Genomic DNA, 16,560 nt, shown 5'->3' with positions numbered 1-16,560 from the left:
ACTTCAATGATCCGTTCTGTAGTTCGCGGTTTCGGAGCGGCGCTCCCGAAACGGGTTGTGACCAATGGCGACCTCGAAAGCCTGGTCGAAACCTCCGACGAGTGGATTGTTCAGCGCACGGGGATCAAGCAGCGCTATATCGCAGGCGAAGGTGAGACAACCGCTTCGCTCGGCACGGCCGCTGCGCAGGAAGCGCTTGATCGCGCTGGCCTCACCGCCGCTGATATCGACCTGATCATTTGCGCGACCTCGACACCCGACAACACCTTCCCGGCGACGGCTGTCAACATCCAGAACCGCCTCGGCATGCATCATGGCTTCGGCTTTGATGTGCAGGCTGTCTGTTCCGGCTTCGTCTATGCCATGGCAACGGCCGACCTCTATATCCGTGGCGGTATGGCAAAGCGCGTTCTGGTCATCGGTGCCGAGACCTTCTCGCGCATCCTCGACTGGAAGGACCGCACCACCTGCGTGCTCTTCGGCGATGGTGCAGGCGCGCTGGTGCTCGAGGCCCAGGAAGGCGAGGGGACGGTTGCCGATCGCGGCGTCCTCACCTCGAACCTGCGCTCGGACGGCGCGCATCGCGAAAAGCTCTATGTCGACGGCGGTCCCTCGACCACGGGTACGGTCGGCCATCTGCGCATGGAAGGCCGCGAAGTCTTCAAGCATGCCGTCGGCATGATCACCGATGTCATCGAAGCAGCGTTTACGGCCACCGGCACGACGGCTGATGATATCGACTGGCTGGTGCCGCATCAGGCCAACAAGCGCATCATCGACGGCTCGGCGAAGAAGCTCGGCATTCCCGACGAAAAGGTCGTTATCACCGTCGACAAACACGGAAACACGTCTGCGGCCTCCATTCCGCTGGCCCTGGCGACGGCTGCGGGCGATGGCCGAATCAAGCAGGGCGATCTTGTGATGCTCGAAGCCATGGGTGGAGGGTTCACCTGGGGCGCCGTTCTTCTGCGCTGGTAGCATTTGAAACCCCAAAAATTGCGCATCGACAAGCACTTGACCGTTGCGGTCAAGGGCAATAGTCTCTGCGCAATTCAACAAGATCATTGATTTAGGCGGGCGAGAACAATGGCCGGAAAGACAGTGACGCGTGCGGATCTGGCAGAATCAGTCTTTCGCAAGGTCGGTCTTTCCAGGACGGAGTCCGCCGAACTTGTAGAAACCGTCATCGACGAGATCTGCAACGCGATTGTCCGCGGCGAATCCGTAAAACTCTCGTCCTTTGCCACCTTCCAGGTGCGCAGCAAGAATGAGCGCATCGGTCGCAACCCCAAGACCGGTGAGGAAGTGCCGATCTCTCCGCGCCGGGTGATGACCTTCAAAGCGTCCAATGTGCTGAAGCAGCGCATCCTGCGGGCCCACATCTCCCGCAAGGCGAAACAGAAGCCGGCGAACCCGGCGGCTTGATGCCGACGAAAACCGGTGGAGCAATGATCTGCCGGTTCCCCAGCGCTTGAAAAGCAATCCTCAACTGTTTCAACTATCGTTCGAGTCGCGCAGCCGCGTGACGAGCGAGGAAGGCTGTCATGCAGTTGGATAAGAGCCCGGATGCGTTCCGCACGATAAGCGAAGTGGCTGACGATCTCGATCTGCCGCAACATGTCCTGCGTTTCTGGGAAACCCGATTCCCCCAGATCAAGCCGCTGAAGCGGGGCGGCGGGCGGCGCTATTATCGTCCTGACGACGTCGAGCTGTTGAAAGGCATCCGGCACCTCCTCTACGATCAGGGCTACACGATCAAAGGTGTCCAGAAGCTCCTGAAGAGCAATGGCAACAAGTTCGTGATGGCCGTCGCGACCGGTGACGTTGCGACCATGGAAGCGCTGGTTGCGGCGAACGCTTCGAAATCAGATGAACCCAAGGTCAATCTCGACGAGGATCAGGTCGTCGGTCGCCCCAAGCTGCGCACCAGTGGCCGCTTCTTTGGCTTCGGCAGCGGCGCCAACGACGACGCACCAGAAATCTCCGTCGGCAAGGGGTCGGTCGGCAAGGAAGACCGTGCGCTTCTCCAAGAGGCACTGTTCGATCTCCTCGAATGCAAGCGTCTTCTCGACCAGGTACGCTGACCGTCTGCGTTCCAGCCTTGGAACATCCTGCAAGTTTCAGACGTTTTGGACCCGAACGTTACCCGCGCGAGGCTCCATGAAACGTTTTCTAATCTCGATTCCGCTCCTTTCTTTGTTGGCCGCCGCACCATCCAACGCACAGCAGACGGCGACCATCGCGGGCGACGCTGGGACCAGACCGGCGACCGTTGAGGACGCCTGCATCTTTGTTGCAAAGAGTATGCTGATGGCGAAGGACCTGAAGATTGGCATTGTTCAGGCCTTTCCGGAACTGGATCCGCCCGGTGCGCGACTGACCTATTCGACGCGTCTGGACAGCGAGCCGCAGGACATCAGCGACGAAATCGAATGTCAGTTCGAAAAGGGTGCCGAACAGCTGAAGGTCACCCGCTTCTGCATGGATGTGACCTGCTACGCCGCCAACAGTGATGAGCCCGAGGAGCGCCGCCGCTTCGAAGAAATCCGTGCCCTGATGCAGCGGCTGCAATAGTCATCCTGTCATTTTTTCCATGGCCCGGGAGTTTCTGCTTGCGCAGAAATGACTGACTGTCTAAAGGGAACTGGCTGTCGAGCAGGTCATCCTTGACCGAAAACGCGCGGCAGACAGATGACGGAATGTAGCGCAGCCAGGTAGCGCACTTGACTGGGGGTCAAGGGGTCGTGGGTTCGAATCCCGCCATTCCGACCATTTCTTGATGACAGATCAACCTGTTGATCGCGTCGGATGGCTTGAGATGCCGGGTGCCGCAAGGTGCCCGGTTTTTCTTTTCGCATCTGTCGATGGTCGGACTTTTCTTTCTTTCTTTCTTGCGTTCTGTCCTATCCTTGCTGCAATGCAGCATTATGGTGTGTGAGTTCCGAACAAGGTCCTGATCCATGCGCTTCAAACTCTCTCTGTCGCCACTGTCGGCAATTCTGCGCGGTCAGAAGCGTTTGAAACGGACCCTCGAGCAGGCCATGCCAAAATTCAGGCCCCTGGAGCCAACTAAGGCGCCAAGGCCGCGGCCGCCCAGATCCAGCCTCGTGCAGGTGCATGCCTTCGGCAGCAATCCTGGACGTCTCACTATGCTGGAATACGCGCCGCCGCACAGAAGTGAGCCGCAGACCCTTGTGGTGGTCTTGCACGGCTGTCTGCAGACGGCGAGGCAGTTCGACCGGGGCAGTGGCTGGAGCCGAATGGCACGGGAAAAGGGGTTCGTGCTTCTCTGTCCGGAGCAGCGGAAGGAAAACAATCAGAACCTCTGCTTCAATTGGTTCCGGCCCAGCATGGTGGCGCATGACCGTGGAGAGCTGATGTCGATTCGCCAGATGATCGAGCACGCGATCCAGCGGCACGGCATCGATCGCGGAAGAGTGTTCATCCAAGGCCTGTCGGCCGGCGGGGCCATGGCCAATGCTCTCCTCGTTACCTATCCGAGCTTGTTCGCTGCTGGGCAGGTGATCGGCGGCCTGCCGTACGGCGCGGCGCGAGACGCGATGGCGGCATTTTCCGTGATGAAATCGGGAGCCAAGCGCAGTGCCGCCGAATGGGGCAATCTGGCGCGTGGTGCGGCAAGGGATGTTGTCCAGAGGATGCCCGCGATATCGATCTGGCAGGGAAGGGCGGACACGGTCGTTGCACCCGCCAATGCCGAATCCCTGCTCGTCCAGTGGCTTGACCTTCATGGGCTGGACAAGAATGCCGGCGAGACCAGGGCTGATCTGGCGGGTGAGGCGGTGGCCTGGAGAGATAGGGCCGGCAGAGTTTTGGTGGACTACCGACTGCTTGACGGTCTCGAACACGGCCTGCCGGTGATGGCGAGGCACGCGGCAGAAGCCCGCCAGCCCTATATGATAGAGGGCGCCGTCGGCGCCCCCGAAGAATTCTACGAGACTTTCATTCGCCCCCGATAAGGCGAGCCGATCCTATCGGTCCCTGTCATTGACACTTGGTGTCAGTTCTCCTCGATCGAAACGCCGTTCTGGCCGATGGTCAGTTCCACGCCGTCAGGTTTCTGCTCTTCCTGGTAAACATATGTGCCCAGTCCGATCACTGCGACCACGAGTGCACCGATGATGAGGTAAACGCCATTGTTTCGGCTCATGAATATCTCCTGTCTTGTTCTGTCGGACAGGGAAAGTCGTGAGAGGGGCGATTGTTCCATCACCATATTGCGGATAGTCAAGAGCCGTTCATTTCTAAATGGAATCAGTTCTGTTGGCTGAAAGGGAGTCGGATGGTCGCCCGGCTTGCGCGCGTCGTAGCCACAGCATACGGCCAAGCCAGCCGGGCTATCAGGCGGCCCGTTCCAGCCAACCCGAAGGGCCTGGCATCTTTTCGCCAGGATCAGCGGCGATCGTCTCGCCCATCCCTCAGGGTATGCACAGCGCCGATCGTCGCTGCCCTGACGAAAACCTGCTCCGGCAGAACTGCTTCCATTTAAAAATGAACGGCTCTAGAGCAGCTCCAGCAAAAGTGCGTCAGCGGTTCTGCGTCCGGAAATGCTCTAGTCGTCGTTTGCTGAGTGCAGCTCTTCGGGCCTCAAGCCCTCATCCACCGTGGCGGCCACAAGACGCAGTCCTTCGCCGCCGACGCCTGCTTCGCCAGCCATGAGGAAGGTGACACCCATGCGCTCTAGGGCCTCCTGTAACGCCGCATAATGGTGGGGTGTCGCGTCGTAACCATTCGACGCCTCGATCTGCAGGATCAGGAGAGCGGATACGCCGCTTTCCTGCGACAATCGATCGATCGTCACATCAAGCATGGCGCGCGCCGCGCGTATTTGTGCCGGGGTGATCATAATGGAAGTATGGGGCAGTGCCCGGAAAATTCAATGTTTGAAGCGCCGGGGGGCGGCGCTCCAGCTCAACGGCGCAATGCTCGTTGATGGCGCCATTCGGCAGCACCGCATCCCCACACGATACCGAGCAGGAGGAAAAAGTGGCGCCAGTGATCGGTGTCGATGACGTTGCCGACCAGCACATGGCCCACCAGTACGATCCATCCCACCATCAGATAAGGCTGCCATGGCCTGTCGCGCAGCAGGTAGCGGAAACCGATGCACAGGGTCCAGATGATCAGGGCCACATAGGAAACGAAGCCGATCCAGCCATAGGCCATCAACGACTTCAGCCAGATATTGTGCTCGTCTTCGGGGAAGATCTTGCCGAACATCATGGGTCCGATACCGAGCGGTCTTTCCATGGCCATTTCGAAGCCGAGCCGGTGGCGGGCGAATCGACCGAGATGCCCGCCGTCATACTCTTGCACCAACTGGGTGCGGGTCTCGAACAGCGCCTGAACCTTCTCAAACTGCAGGGCGACAAGAAGCGCCGTCACCATGGCGATCACCGCCGCCAGCGACAGCACCAGGATCTTCAGCCGGAAGGCTGTGGTTCGCTCTTTGAGCAGCATGACGAAGACGAGTGCCACGGTGCTGAACAGGAAAAGCCCCCAGGCGGCGCGCGAAAAGGAGAGGAAGATGGCAAGCGACAGGATCAGGATGCCGATGATGCGAAGCGGCGATTCCAAGAGCCGGCCCTTGAGCATGCCATACATCAGGTAGAGCGTCGGCGTGACCAGAAACGGGCCGAAGACGTTCGGATCCTGGAACGCACCCATGGCGCGATCATAGCGCGTGAACACCTCCGCGCCCGGAAAGGCATGGAAATAGCCGAGGATACCGAGCATGCCCGTGATGATCGCAGCCGCCACCCAGGCCTGGAAGATCAGCTTCAATCGCTGAGGCCGGTCCTCGATGACGGCGGCATAGAAAACTGCTGTCAGGGCAAGGAAGATTGAGACGGCGACATAGAGGACCTGCTCGGTCAAAATGGTCCGCAACATGGTGACCGCCAGCAGTCCGCCGACATTGAACACCAGCAACAGCGCAAGCAGAGGCGCCACGGCGCGCGAGATCTTCAGGCCAAACAGGAACCAGAGCGCGACCTGCCCGACCATCAACAGTTCATAGGGGGCCGGTTCTGAAATGACGAAGCCCGACAGGAAGACGCCAAAGGCCATAATCCAGGAGATCAGCAGCTGAACGGCCGCGGACTGCGGATTAAACGGCCGGATGTCTGTGGCGACCGCGCTCAATACGCATTTTCCGTGTTCAGGAGCCGTATGGGCGTCAGCAACAGGATCTTCAGGTCGAACCAGAGAGACCAGTTTTCGATGTAATAGAGATCATAGGCCGTGCGGAACTTGATCTTGTCGTCCGTATCGATTTCGCCGCGCCAGCCATTGATCTGTGCCCAGCCGGTCACCCCAGGCTTGACGCGATGGCGCGCGAAATATCCCTCGACGATTTCGCCGAAGGTCTTGTCGCGCGTCTGACCCAGAACTGCATGCGGTCGCGGGCCAACCAGCGAGAGATCGCCGCGCAACACGTTGAAGATCTGCGGCAGTTCGTCGATGGATGTCTTGCGAATGAACCGACCCACAGGCGTTACGCGCGGGTCGTGCTTGGTGACCGCCTGCTTGGCGGTCGGGTCGCTCATTTCCGTATACATCGAGCGGAACTTCAGGACGTTGATCACCTCATTGTTGAAGCCATGGCGCTTCTGAATGAAGAGGATCGGTCCCTTTGACGTCGCCTTGACCGCGATTGCGGTGGCGATGAAGATCGGCCAGAGCAGCAGTAGCGCAAGCAGGCTGAAGAAGATGTCGAAGGCGCGCTTGGCAACCGAATCCCAGTCCCGGATCGGCTTGTCGAGGATGTCGAGCAGCGGCACGGCGCCGACATGCGAGTAGGCGCGGGGGCGGAAGCGCAGATTGTTGGAATGCGCTGCGAGACGAATATCGACCGGCAGCACCCACAGCATCTTCAGGAGCTGCATGATGCGCGCCTCGGCGCTGAGCGGCAGCGCGATGATCAGCATGTCGATATGCGCCAGCCGGGCAAATTCCACCAGTTCCGCGACCGTTCCCAGCTTGGGGTAGCCGGCAACGACATCAGGCGAACGAGCCGCACCGCGGTCATCGAAGATGCCGCAGATGCGGATATCGTTATCCGGCTGTTGTTCCAGTGCACGGATCAGATCCTTGGCGGGCTTGCCGCCACCGACAATGACGGCACGGCGTTCCATCACGCCGTTGCGTCCCCATTGGCGAATGCCAAAGCCGATCAGGTTGCGCTCAACGAGGAGATAAACTGCACCAAGCGCAAACCAGACGGCCAGTACGCCGCGATAGTTCGGATCATGTTCGACGAACAGGAAGTTGGCGAGTGCAACGAGGCCGAGGGATGCCATCCAGCTGCCGAGCACGCGTGCCATAGACCGCATCGGCGAGCGCAGGATGGAAACATGGTAGCAGTCGCTCGCCTGCATGAAGAGCAACGCGATCAGGGAGCCGATGAAGCCGCTGATGTTGGTGCCAAGAAAATGTGCACCTGGATTGGCCGCGAGGAAAAAGTTCGAAGCAAGCGCGATACCGAAAAGGCTGAAGAATTCAAGGAAGCGCAGCTGGCCGATCACGATCGACGGTGAGTAGTTTGCGACCGCATATTGGGCGGCGATCTGGCGGGCGAGGGCGCTGATTTCGGCCTTGCGTTGACCATCCAATTGAGAGGATTGATCACCGGTGATCTGACCGCGACGCAAAGCGTCAAGATCGAATGCCTCGGGTTTGTCGACCTTGTTCATGGCTCGTACTCGCACGTGTGTGCGTGGAGACTACGCCGAAGGTCCTAAGAAACGCTTTAGGAACCCCTCAGAAATGGCGTGATCTCGTTCGGTTCTTGCACAGGTCGCCATCAAATGCGCGCGAGTTGCTCGCGGTAAAGGGCCTCGATATCCCTGGACATGACGGATGCGGAAAAGCGGGAGCGAAAGTCGTCCGGGCTCGGCATGGTCCGCTTCGCCCAATCCGGATCGGTGAGCGCTTTTGCCATTGCGGCGGCGAAGAGATCGGCGCGCCCCGCTTCGATCAGAGCCTCGCTGTTCTGGCCGAGGATTTCGGGAATTCCGCCGACCCGCGAGGCGATGATGGTTTTTTCCGCAGCCAGTGCTTCCAGCACAATATAAGGCATGGCCTCGGCCCGCGAGGGAACGACAACGATGTCAGAGAGCGCAAAGGCCTTGGCAATCGGCATGGCAGGCCTGAATTCGATGCGGCGAACGAGCCCCTTCTGGTCCACCATCTTGCGATAGCGGTCGAGATCCGGGCCGTCTCCGACGATCAGTCCTTTCAGGGGGCGCCCGACCAGCCTTTCGGTTTCAGCGAAGGCATTGATGAAGACGTCCGGGCCCTTCAGGTCCCTGAGCATACCGATATAGGCGAAATCGGCGCCATCGGCTTCGACAGGAATGCGACCGAAATCGCTTTCGCTGATCCCGTTATACACACGCGCTGCGTGGCAATGCGGCTTGCCGATCTTGGCCTCATAGGTCTCGCGCTCGTAGTCGCAGACGAAGGAGATCGATTCCGTCATCCGTTCCAGGATACGTTCGGCCAAGAACACGGCTTGCCCCGAAAGGGTGCCCCGCTTGAAATGCAGGCTGCCGCCGTGCGGAGAATAGAGGCGGGCGACGCGATACCCTCGAACCCGCAGGAGTGAGCCGATCAAACGCGCGATCACGCCGCCCTTGGCGCCATGACCATGCAGAATATCCGGCTGCAATGCTTTGATAAGTTTGTAACTTTCGACAAGTGCCGCCAGGTCTCTGGGGCCGACCGATCGTCCGATCGGAAAGCGTGTCACCCCGAGCGACAGGTAGGGCATGATCTGTTCGAATAGGCGATCCTCATGCGCGCCGCCCGTCGAACTGTCGCAGAGTATGCCGACCTGATGTCCGGCGGCACTGTGCAGTTCCGCCAGGTCGCGCACATGGCGGAATATCCCGCCAATAGGGGATCGAAAGCAGTGCACGATGCGCAAGGATTGGGCGTCAGCCATCGATCAGAACAGCCGCTCGCGGACATAGACGGTATCCCCCGCAAGGATGGGATCCGTGATTGGCACGCGACCGGTGATGATCTGTCCATTGATCTTGCGCGTCACATCGACATCGCGCTGGTTTGCGCGGCTGTTGAAGCCGCCGGAAACCGCCACGGCATTGATGATCGTCATGCCCGGCACATAGGCATACTGACCGGGCTGGCCGACCTGACCCATGACGAAGATCGAGCGATATCGATCGACCTCGATGGAGACATCGGGATCACGCAGATATCCCTGCTTCAGTTTCTGTGCAATCGCACCTTCGAGCTGGGTGAGGGTGGCACCTCGTGCTGCGACCTGACCGACCAGCGGGAAGGCGATATAGCCGGCCTGATCGACAGTATAGGTATTCGTCAGGCTGGGCTGCTCGAAAACCGTGACGCGCAACCGGTCACCGCTGTCGAGGCGATAGGGCTGGATCGTCGCCTCGTGAAAGACCTTGGGCGCGGGGCGGTAGCTTGCGCAACTCGACAGGCCAAGCGCCAGGACTGCACCTGCGACCAGAGCCATCGCCTTATTCTTGTCCATCGCCATGCGCTGCGGCGCTCCCACTGAAGCCATCTTCGTTGACCTGTTATCGAATGGTTAGGGTTAACGTAGCGTAAACGCAGCGCTGCGCCTTGCTGCCCCCTTGAGCCCAAAATCGGGGGGATCGGAGTTAACCCTTGAGTTACTATGATCCTTTACTTTCGCGACAAAGATGTTCCGGGAGTTTGTGATGCCGAGTGTGGACCGCGATCAACATGATGTCGATATCGACCTCGCCCAGCTCTTTCGCGCCGTATGGGAGCGGAGGGGGCGGATCCTTGCGACCACCGCACTCGTTGGTGTTCTGGCCTTCGTCGGTGCCAATGCCATTTCGCCGACTTACAAGGGTGACGCAAAGCTGCTGATCGAGCCGCGTGAGGCAACATTCTCGGCCTCTGGCACGGCTTCATCCGCCGTCGAGCCCATGCCGGACGAACTGAACGTCGCCAGCCAGGTGCAGTTGCTCCAGTCGGTCGATCTGATCAAGGAAGTCGCCCGAGAGCTGAAGCTGCACGAGCGAACCGAATTCGATCCCGATTCCAGCCCGTCGGTGATCACCGACGTTCTGGTGCTTTTCGGACTCCAGAGCAATCCGCTCGACCTCCCGCCGGAGGAGCGCGTGATCAATGCCTTCAAGCAAAAGCTGAGCGTCTATCAGGTCGACAATTCGCGGGTCATCGGGATCGAGTTTACCTCTGAAGACCCGAAATTGGCGGCTCAGGTCCCGAACAAGATGATGGAGGTCTACCGCTCGCTGCAAAGCGGCGCCAAGCTCGACAGCAATTCGGACGCTGTGCGCTGGCTCGAGACCGAGATTGCCAATCTGCGCGAAAAGGTTCGCGAGGCCGAGCAGAAGGTCGCCGAGTATCGCTCCTCCGCTGGCCTCATGTCGCTTGGCGCGGACCAGAGCTCTTTCAGCAGCAAACAGCTTTCTGATATCTCGACTGAACTTGCACGGGTCCGCAGCGAACGCGCCAGCGCCGAGGCCACGGCGGCTAATCTCCGGGAAAGCATCAAGGCCGGCAAATCCACGGAGACGCTGGATGCCATTGCGCGCTCGGAATCGATCCAGCGCCTGAAGGCCACGGAATCACAGCTGCGCGCCCAGATCTCCGATCTCTCGACCCGTCTTCTCGAGGGTCACCCGCAGATGAAGGCCTTGCGCGCGCAACTCGTCGGCATTCGCGAACAGGTGCAGTCGGAATCCTTGAGGGTCGCAGCCAGCCTGGACAACGAGGCAGCGGTTGCCCGCGAACGCGAAACCCAGCTGCTGGCCCAGTTGAACACGTTAAAGGCCGATACGGCCCGTGCCGGCGAGGACGAGGTCGGCCTGAAGTCCCTGGAGCGGGAGGCGACAGCCCAGCGCCAGCTTCTCGAAACCTATCTCGCGCGCTACCGCGAAGCATCGTCGCGCCTCGACAAGGATGCGAGCCCGGCGGATGCGCGAGTGATTTCGACGGCGATCGAGCCCCAGGAGCCGAATTTCCCCAAAGTGGTCCCGATCACGATCGTCGCGACGCTTTCGACGATGATTCTCGCCGCAGTAGCCGTGATGCTGGCCGAACTCTTCAGCGGACGGGCTCTGCGCCCAACAACAGCCGGGGTGCCGCTGGCTGTTCGGCGCGAAGAAGAGCCCGTTTTGGAGACGACTGAGGCCATCGATCCGCCCCGCAAGACACGTCCGCAAACCGATGCGCCTGCAAGTCTGCTCAATGTCGAGCCAGATGAAGACCTGGTCGAGGAGATGCAGGAGGTGGTGACGGCGGAACTGCCCGCAACACAGCCGGCCGAGGACCACGACGAGTTTTCCATTGGCTCGGTTGCGGACTATCTGGTCGAACAGAACACCCGGATCGCCTTTGCGATTTCTCCGTCCGGCGACGATGGTTCGCTGGGTACGGTAGCACTTGCGCGTGAACTCGCCGATCGCGGCAACCGCATTGTTCTCGTCGATATGACTGGTTCGGCATGTCCGACACGGCTCATGGCATCCTGGCGCGACCTTGCCGGCATCACGGATCTGCTGACCGGCGAAGTCGCCTTTGCTGACTGCATCCATCCGGATCGCTCCTCGACCGCCGACATCATCCCGCAGGGCAATGCCGATATCCGCCAGGCCATGCGTGGCGCCGACAGGCTGGCGATGATCGTCGATGCACTGGCCGACGTCTATGACATCGTGCTTGTCGAATGTGGTCCGGCGAATGCCCAGGGCGTCGCCCGATTGAGCCGCAACGGTCGTCACGAGATCATTTTGTCGGCACCGGAACCCGAGGCCGCTGAACTGGCGGAAATCATGGTGGCTTTCGAGGACGTGGGCTACAAGGATCTCGTCTTGCTTTCGGTCAAGACGCCTCCTGCGCCGCCCAAGCGCAACGCGGCGTGAGCCGCCCAATTCAACGGTTCAAACGGACATCAATCGTCGGTCTTGGTCGGCGATGCGACGGTTCTTTGCGCGCGCAGTCTCTGGACCAGTGCATAAAGATGCGGATTGCCTTTAATGAAGGATTTGGTCCGCGTCATGCTGCGATGGGTCATGGCGGCAAGATGGCCGGCCGGGCTCAGCGGCAATAGGATATCGTGTTGCGCCGTCTTGAGCGTACACCAACGCCGCTTGTAATCCTGATCGCCGATGCCGAAATCGAAAAGGTCGGCACCGTCGAGTGCGCTCCGCTCGATCGCGAGCCAGAACAGAAGTTCACCGGGGCTGGCCTCGGCCATGAGACTGTCGTCGATGGAGCCGAATTGGCAGATGACGTGGTCACCCTTGCGGGAGAGACCGGTGATCGCCGCGATTTTCCCCTCATGCTCGCCCTTGAGCCTGATCGCATGCAATTCGAGCGGCACATCCGTCGCGCCCGGGTTCCGTTCCAGCAACATGTGAAAGAAGGCTTGGGTTGCCGCCGATTGAAAAACGTTCGGCAGCCCGACAGCGGCAAAGCGCTGGGCCTTCTGCTGGAAGAAAAGTTCGAGCAGTGCCTTCTGTTCGCTGACGAGCTTTGGCTTCAGGTGGTCGAAACCACCCGCGGCTTCCAGCTTGCGCGTTTGGGAACGGTACTTCTTGCGCCGGTTCTTCGCATTGAGGGGCGCGATGGTTTCTTCCATCGTGGGGGCCAAAGGCAATTGGAATGACGCATTCTGATTGAGAACGCTCGGCAGCTCCGCAAGTGGATGCCTTTCGCCACGCCAATCCAGCGGAATATTGGTCAGGCTGAGGAGGTCGGCGTGGTGCCGCAGTGCCCCTGCGAGAAGCGTTTCGAAGTCTTGTTTTGCGATCTGCGGAGCAGCTCGGCGGAAGGAGGCGCTGAAGAGGCCGCTGTTGAAATTGGAAAAAGCAGACCCGATGAAGCGGGCATTGCGCACCAGATAGTGCCGTTCGATTTCCAATGGCAGGAGGAAGGCTGTTTCCCCGTCCAGTTGCCCTTCGACGATTGCCAGTGGGTTGCCATGGATATCGACCCAGGCCCGGCACCAGTCATAACCCTGATGCAGGGAGTTCCACGAATCGGCCTCGAGCTGCCGCCATACGCGCTCCAGAGGTGCCATGCGATGGTGCACCGTAAGCGACAGGTGCCCGGCGCCGGTGTCGAGCGCGATTGCCGCAGCGTCGGACGCGAGGGGCTTCCGTGGCAGATCTTCTGCAAATGCCATTGCATCATGGCGCATCTGGGCCCGCATGTACCCTATCCCGTCTCGTTCCTGGTGCACGACCCTCACATTAGGCGGACACTGCCAACAAACGGTTATCGGATGGGCCTCTGAACGCCGCAACGCGACGCCAGGGTAAAGGCGAGGTTAATCCGTGTCTTTCTTCTTGAAAGGGCCGGCCATCCACTTGATGACCAGCATGGCTGGAATGACCCAGAGCAGGCCCGTGAGCAGGAAGTAGAGGAGATGCACCCACCAGGGCGCTGTCGCGAGCGTTGCCGTCGCGATTGTCGTGGCAAGCAGGGCATAGATCGACACGATCAGGATGATCAGGATCGTACCGATAAAGGATCTGAATTTCGGGCGCCGTGTCATGCCTTATTCCTACTCGACGTCGCCGTCCCTTGCGACGCGACCGCTTGCCGCAAACCGGCGGGCTTGTTTTGCACGGCTGACTGATGCAAATCAACGGTCGAAAAGAGGATTGACGAATGACAGCAGTTTTGACCGGAACCGAGTTGCAGGTGCGCAAGGAAATCGCTCGCGTGGATGCCGACCGCAAGGCGGTCCGCATCTGGCTCGGCGTGGTGATCTTTGCGCTCTTCTGTCTCGTGCTGGTCGGCGGCGCGACGCGCCTGACCGACTCAGGCCTGTCGATCACTAAGTGGGAGCCGATCCATGGCGTTATCCCGCCGCTGACCGCCGCAGAGTGGGAGGAAGAGCTCGAACTCTATCGTCAGATCCCCGAATACCAGCAGATCAACAAGGGCATGAGCCTGGATGAATTCAAGTTCATCTTCTGGTGGGAATGGGCACATCGCCTGCTCGCCCGCCTGATCGGCGTGCTTTTCGCCGTGCCGCTCGCCTATTTCTGGCTGCGCGGCAAGATCGAGCCGAGCCTGCGCGCACCGCTGGTCGGCCTTCTGGCGCTGGGCGGCCTTCAGGGTTTCATCGGCTGGTGGATGGTCTCCTCGGGCTTGAGCGAGCGGACCGATGTCAGCCAGTATCGTCTGGCCGTTCACCTGATGATGGCCTGCTTCATCTTCGCGAGCTGTGTCTGGATCTTCCGCAGCCTCTACCCGCATACCGAAGATGCAGCGCCGACGGATAAGAGCCGTCTCTTTGCCGGTGTGCTGCTGATCATGACCTTCGTACAGATCTATCTCGGCGCGCTCGTCGCGGGCCTGGATGCCGGCTTCAGCTATAATACCTGGCCGTTGATGGATGGCGCCTGGATCCCGCAGGGCCTCTTCGTGCAGGTGCCTGCCTGGATCAACCTGTTCGAAAACCCGAAGACGGTTCAGTATATCCACCGCATCGGCGCCTATATTCTCTGGGCAGCAGCACTCCTACATATGATCCAGAGCCTGCGAGCCGCCCCGCAGACGACCCATGCCCGCCGCAGCGTTGTGCTCTTTGCGTTCGTCAGCATCCAGGCGGTGATCGGTGTCGCAACACTCGTCATGCAGGTGCCGCTGGCTGCCGGCGTCATCCATCAGGGCATGGCGCTGGTGGTGCTCGCCTTCGCAGTCGCGCATCTGCGGGCCTTCTACGGCGAGCGTCCGAAGCCGGTTGCGGTAGAGGTCCGTGACTGATCGGAATCAGCCGAAGCGATAGGCGGAATAGGGCTTTCCGAGGAATTCACCCCGGAACACCTGCCGCCCGCCATCGGAGCCCGCTGCACCGGATGCCACGAAGAGCGGCACGAGATGGTCGTGGTCCGGCACATGGCAGGCCAGCGCATCCGGGTTCTGGTCCCAGGTCGAAAGCACCTTCGCCCGCTCGTCGCTGTCTGGATCGGCGACCGCTTTGCTCAGCCAGTCGTCGAAGCGGATCGCCTGCTGCACATGGTTGGGCTCGGCCTGCCGGAACATCCGCATATTGTGATAGCTCATGCCGGACGCGACGATTAGCACGTCCTCGTCGCGCAGCGGGGCCAAGGCCTTGCCGATCGCCACATGGCTTTCGACGTCGAGCGTATTCTTCAGCGAAATCATCGTCAGCGGTACATCCGCCTCCGGATAGAGCAGCATAAAGGGAATGAACACGCCGTGGTCGAAACCGCGCGTGTCGTCCTCGGCGCTCTTGATCCCGGCCTCGGCCAGCAGCGTCCGCGCGCGGGCTGCAAGATCGGGCGAGCCTGGGGCAGGGTAGGAGAGCTCGTAGGTGTGCGGCGGGAAATTATAATAGTCGAAGAGCATGCCGGGCTTTGCAGCCGTGCTCACCGTCGGCACAGGTTCCTTCTCCCAATGGCCTGAAACCACCAGCACAGCCTTCGGCCGCCGCCCGATCTCTGCATCGAGTCCTTCGAGGAAGGCGCGCAGATCGTCCCAGGGCGCCTTGCCCTCGGCATCGCGCGGGAACTCCATGAAAGGCCAGGGGCCGCCGCCATGGGGAATGAAGTAGACGGGGAAACGATGACGATGTGGAATTTCGCTGCTCATGACGGCCTCGCTGGTACGCTTCCGTCCTACCAAACGTTGAGGCGGCAGGCGATCCGTCATTCAGCAGACAAAGTGTTCGACAAGCAGCGAGCTTGCGATCCGGGCAAAGGCAAGGCGCTCTGCAAGCCTTGCATCGCCTGACAGCGTCGATCCGTCTTCCAGCATCCAGGCGACGGATAGCATGGCGTGAACCGCTGCATAACTCAGGACCTTCCTGCCGCTGCAGCCGAAATGAACCGCGAAGCTCTCCGTTAGGCGGATGATGCGCAGCCGATCCAGAACGAGGCTCTCATTTCCCAGTGGGTTTCCGAATACATTGGCCACATCGTAGACCGGGTCGCCATAAAGTCCTTGGGGATCGATCGCCCGCCACTCGCCGGAAGCATCTTGGATTATGTTCTCGTGATGGAGGTCACCGTGAAGCGGTCTTTGGCCTGCTTGCTCGCTGAGCAAACCCCGTGCAATACGCGCGGCCCAGCTTGCGACCGTGCCGAGTTCGGACGATCCAGATGTTTCCGCAAGCAAGAACAGAGACTTGAAATGTCGATCGAGCGGCACGAGTGCTTCTGGAACCGTTCGTCTGCTTGGAGCATGCAGCTTGCCCAGCACACGGAGCACGACGTCCGTTGCGTCCTCGTCGCCCCAGCGATCAAGATGTTCCCGCAGCGTCCGCGCGCCCCCATCTTCGAGCAGAGATGAGTGGCCGACACGGTCAATGAGGCGAACCGCACCGAGACCCTGCCTCCACTCAAGAAAGTCGAGGCCAGGTAGTTCCCCGTGTCCAGCGGGCTTTAGGCTCTTTACAATGTTTGTCGAGCCACTTCGCCAAACCCGAAAAACAAGACTGGACGGAGTGTCAGCGATTAGCTCCGCCTTGTCGATGCTCCAGGCTTCGGTAAGGGCGATGGGTAGCTCAGACGACGCTGCCAC

At 60.2% G+C, this 16,560-nt stretch carries 17 protein-coding genes and 1 tRNA gene; 8 read left to right on the top strand and 10 right to left on the bottom strand.

The features are described from left to right. Positions 1-6: 6 nt before the first annotated feature. The 6 genes from AC1PUL_RS10190 to AC1PUL_RS10165 all read left to right on the top strand — a co-directional run bounded on the left by AC1PUL_RS10190 (position 7) and on the right by AC1PUL_RS10165 (position 3,977). On the top strand, positions 7-978 hold the full coding sequence (locus tag AC1PUL_RS10190; RefSeq protein ID WP_480468220.1) for a beta-ketoacyl-ACP synthase III: 972 nt from the start codon (positions 7-9) through the stop codon (positions 976-978). Between the two features lie 108 nt (positions 979-1,086). Continuing rightward, complete coding sequence (locus AC1PUL_RS10185) at positions 1,087-1,425, top strand: integration host factor subunit alpha (protein WP_480468219.1); 339 nt, start codon at positions 1,087-1,089, stop codon at positions 1,423-1,425. A gap of 125 nt (positions 1,426-1,550) precedes the next feature. Continuing rightward, entirely contained in the window at positions 1,551-2,084 is a 534-nt protein-coding gene (locus AC1PUL_RS10180; protein ID WP_480468553.1) for a MerR family transcriptional regulator, read from the top strand. Positions 2,085-2,310: 226 nt separating this feature from the next. After that, a complete protein-coding gene (locus AC1PUL_RS10175) occupies positions 2,311-2,574 on the top strand; it encodes a hypothetical protein (protein WP_480468217.1) in 264 nt (87 codons plus the stop codon). 121 nt (positions 2,575-2,695) lie between these two features. Continuing rightward, a tRNA-Pro gene (locus tag AC1PUL_RS10170) sits at positions 2,696-2,772 on the top strand. Between the two features lie 188 nt (positions 2,773-2,960). Further along, positions 2,961-3,977 carry an extracellular catalytic domain type 1 short-chain-length polyhydroxyalkanoate depolymerase gene (locus AC1PUL_RS10165; protein WP_480468216.1) on the top strand — a complete coding sequence of 339 codons (1,017 nt, stop codon included), beginning with the start codon at positions 2,961-2,963 and terminating at the stop codon, positions 3,975-3,977. Positions 3,978-4,018: 41 nt separating this feature from the next. Here the strand turns inward: AC1PUL_RS10165 and AC1PUL_RS10160 are convergent, their stop codons facing one another. From AC1PUL_RS10160 to AC1PUL_RS10135, 6 genes are all read right to left on the bottom strand, one after another. Continuing rightward, entirely contained in the window at positions 4,019-4,168 is a 150-nt protein-coding gene (locus tag AC1PUL_RS10160) for a hypothetical protein (protein ID WP_480468215.1), read from the bottom strand. 402 nt (positions 4,169-4,570) lie between these two features. Then, a complete protein-coding gene (locus AC1PUL_RS10155) occupies positions 4,571-4,828 on the bottom strand; it encodes a hypothetical protein (RefSeq protein ID WP_480468213.1) in 258 nt (85 codons plus the stop codon). A 101-nt stretch (positions 4,829-4,929) separates the two neighbouring features. After that, positions 4,930-6,162 carry an O-antigen ligase family protein gene (locus AC1PUL_RS10150; RefSeq protein ID WP_480468211.1) on the bottom strand — a complete coding sequence of 411 codons (1,233 nt, stop codon included), beginning with the start codon at positions 6,160-6,162 and terminating at the stop codon, positions 4,930-4,932. Further along, positions 6,159-7,712: an undecaprenyl-phosphate glucose phosphotransferase gene (locus AC1PUL_RS10145; protein WP_480468210.1), complete on the bottom strand. Its 1,554-nt coding sequence runs from the start codon at positions 7,710-7,712 to the stop codon at positions 6,159-6,161. The genes AC1PUL_RS10150 and AC1PUL_RS10145 overlap by 4 nt, the downstream gene beginning before the upstream one ends. 110 nt (positions 7,713-7,822) lie before the next feature. After that, the gene (locus AC1PUL_RS10140) at positions 7,823-8,965 is read right to left on the bottom strand and encodes a glycosyltransferase family 4 protein (protein ID WP_480468208.1); all 1,143 of its coding nucleotides are present in this window, start codon (positions 8,963-8,965) and stop codon (positions 7,823-7,825) included. A 3-nt stretch (positions 8,966-8,968) separates the two neighbouring features. Continuing rightward, positions 8,969-9,520 carry a polysaccharide biosynthesis/export family protein gene (locus tag AC1PUL_RS10135; RefSeq protein ID WP_480468552.1) on the bottom strand — a complete coding sequence of 184 codons (552 nt, stop codon included), beginning with the start codon at positions 9,518-9,520 and terminating at the stop codon, positions 8,969-8,971. 208 nt (positions 9,521-9,728) lie between these two features. On the opposite strand from AC1PUL_RS10135, the gene AC1PUL_RS10130 reads away from it, so the two are divergent. Continuing rightward, entirely contained in the window at positions 9,729-11,924 is a 2,196-nt protein-coding gene (locus AC1PUL_RS10130; protein WP_480468207.1) for a GumC family protein, read from the top strand. A gap of 29 nt (positions 11,925-11,953) precedes the next feature. Here AC1PUL_RS10130 and AC1PUL_RS10125 read toward each other — a convergent pair whose 3' ends face one another. Then, on the bottom strand, positions 11,954-13,309 hold the full coding sequence (locus AC1PUL_RS10125) for a GNAT family N-acetyltransferase (protein WP_480468205.1): 1,356 nt from the start codon (positions 13,307-13,309) through the stop codon (positions 11,954-11,956). 24 nt (positions 13,310-13,333) lie between these two features. Further along, the gene (locus tag AC1PUL_RS10120; protein WP_298462327.1) at positions 13,334-13,561 is read right to left on the bottom strand and encodes a DUF2842 domain-containing protein; all 228 of its coding nucleotides are present in this window, start codon (positions 13,559-13,561) and stop codon (positions 13,334-13,336) included. Positions 13,562-13,677: 116 nt separating this feature from the next. Here AC1PUL_RS10120 and AC1PUL_RS10115 point away from each other — a divergent pair, with 116 nt between their 5' ends. Beyond that, the gene (locus AC1PUL_RS10115) at positions 13,678-14,781 is read left to right on the top strand and encodes a COX15/CtaA family protein (RefSeq protein WP_480468203.1); all 1,104 of its coding nucleotides are present in this window, start codon (positions 13,678-13,680) and stop codon (positions 14,779-14,781) included. A 6-nt stretch (positions 14,782-14,787) separates the two neighbouring features. On the opposite strand, the gene AC1PUL_RS10110 is transcribed toward AC1PUL_RS10115, so the two are convergent. Further along, a complete protein-coding gene (locus AC1PUL_RS10110) occupies positions 14,788-15,630 on the bottom strand; it encodes a DODA-type extradiol aromatic ring-opening family dioxygenase (protein WP_480468201.1) in 843 nt (280 codons plus the stop codon). Positions 15,631-15,690: 60 nt separating this feature from the next. Continuing rightward, positions 15,691-16,560: an aminoglycoside phosphotransferase family protein gene (locus tag AC1PUL_RS10105; RefSeq protein WP_480468199.1), complete on the bottom strand. Its 870-nt coding sequence runs from the start codon at positions 16,558-16,560 to the stop codon at positions 15,691-15,693.

This window comes from Rhizobium sp. P43 (assembly GCF_056730705.1).
This window is presented reverse-complemented; position numbering and strand designations above follow the sequence as displayed.

What these genes read in the sequence shown, in the direction of transcription:
- AC1PUL_RS10165 (WP_480468216.1), top strand. Translation starts at nt 2,961, where the DNA reads ATGCGCTTCAAACTCTCTCTGTCGCCACTGTCGGCAATTCTGCGCGGT.
- AC1PUL_RS10190 (WP_480468220.1), top strand. Translation starts at nt 7, where the DNA reads ATGATCCGTTCTGTAGTTCGCGGTTTCGGAGCGGCGCTCCCGAAACGG.
- AC1PUL_RS10130 (WP_480468207.1), top strand. Translation starts at nt 9,729, where the DNA reads ATGCCGAGTGTGGACCGCGATCAACATGATGTCGATATCGACCTCGCC.
- AC1PUL_RS10135 (WP_480468552.1), bottom strand. Translation starts at nt 9,520, where the DNA reads ATGGCTCTGGTCGCAGGTGCAGTCCTGGCGCTTGGCCTGTCGAGTTGC.
- AC1PUL_RS10155 (WP_480468213.1), bottom strand. Translation starts at nt 4,828, where the DNA reads ATGCTTGATGTGACGATCGATCGATTGTCGCAGGAAAGCGGCGTATCC.
- AC1PUL_RS10175 (WP_480468217.1), top strand. Translation starts at nt 2,311, where the DNA reads ATGGCGAAGGACCTGAAGATTGGCATTGTTCAGGCCTTTCCGGAACTG.
- AC1PUL_RS10145 (WP_480468210.1), bottom strand. Translation starts at nt 7,712, where the DNA reads ATGAACAAGGTCGACAAACCCGAGGCATTCGATCTTGACGCTTTGCGT.
- AC1PUL_RS10115 (WP_480468203.1), top strand. Translation starts at nt 13,678, where the DNA reads ATGACAGCAGTTTTGACCGGAACCGAGTTGCAGGTGCGCAAGGAAATC.
- AC1PUL_RS10185 (WP_480468219.1), top strand. Translation starts at nt 1,087, where the DNA reads ATGGCCGGAAAGACAGTGACGCGTGCGGATCTGGCAGAATCAGTCTTT.
- AC1PUL_RS10110 (WP_480468201.1), bottom strand. Translation starts at nt 15,630, where the DNA reads ATGAGCAGCGAAATTCCACATCGTCATCGTTTCCCCGTCTACTTCATT.
- AC1PUL_RS10120 (WP_298462327.1), bottom strand. Translation starts at nt 13,561, where the DNA reads ATGACACGGCGCCCGAAATTCAGATCCTTTATCGGTACGATCCTGATC.
- AC1PUL_RS10160 (WP_480468215.1), bottom strand. Translation starts at nt 4,168, where the DNA reads ATGAGCCGAAACAATGGCGTTTACCTCATCATCGGTGCACTCGTGGTC.
- AC1PUL_RS10140 (WP_480468208.1), bottom strand. Translation starts at nt 8,965, where the DNA reads ATGGCTGACGCCCAATCCTTGCGCATCGTGCACTGCTTTCGATCCCCT.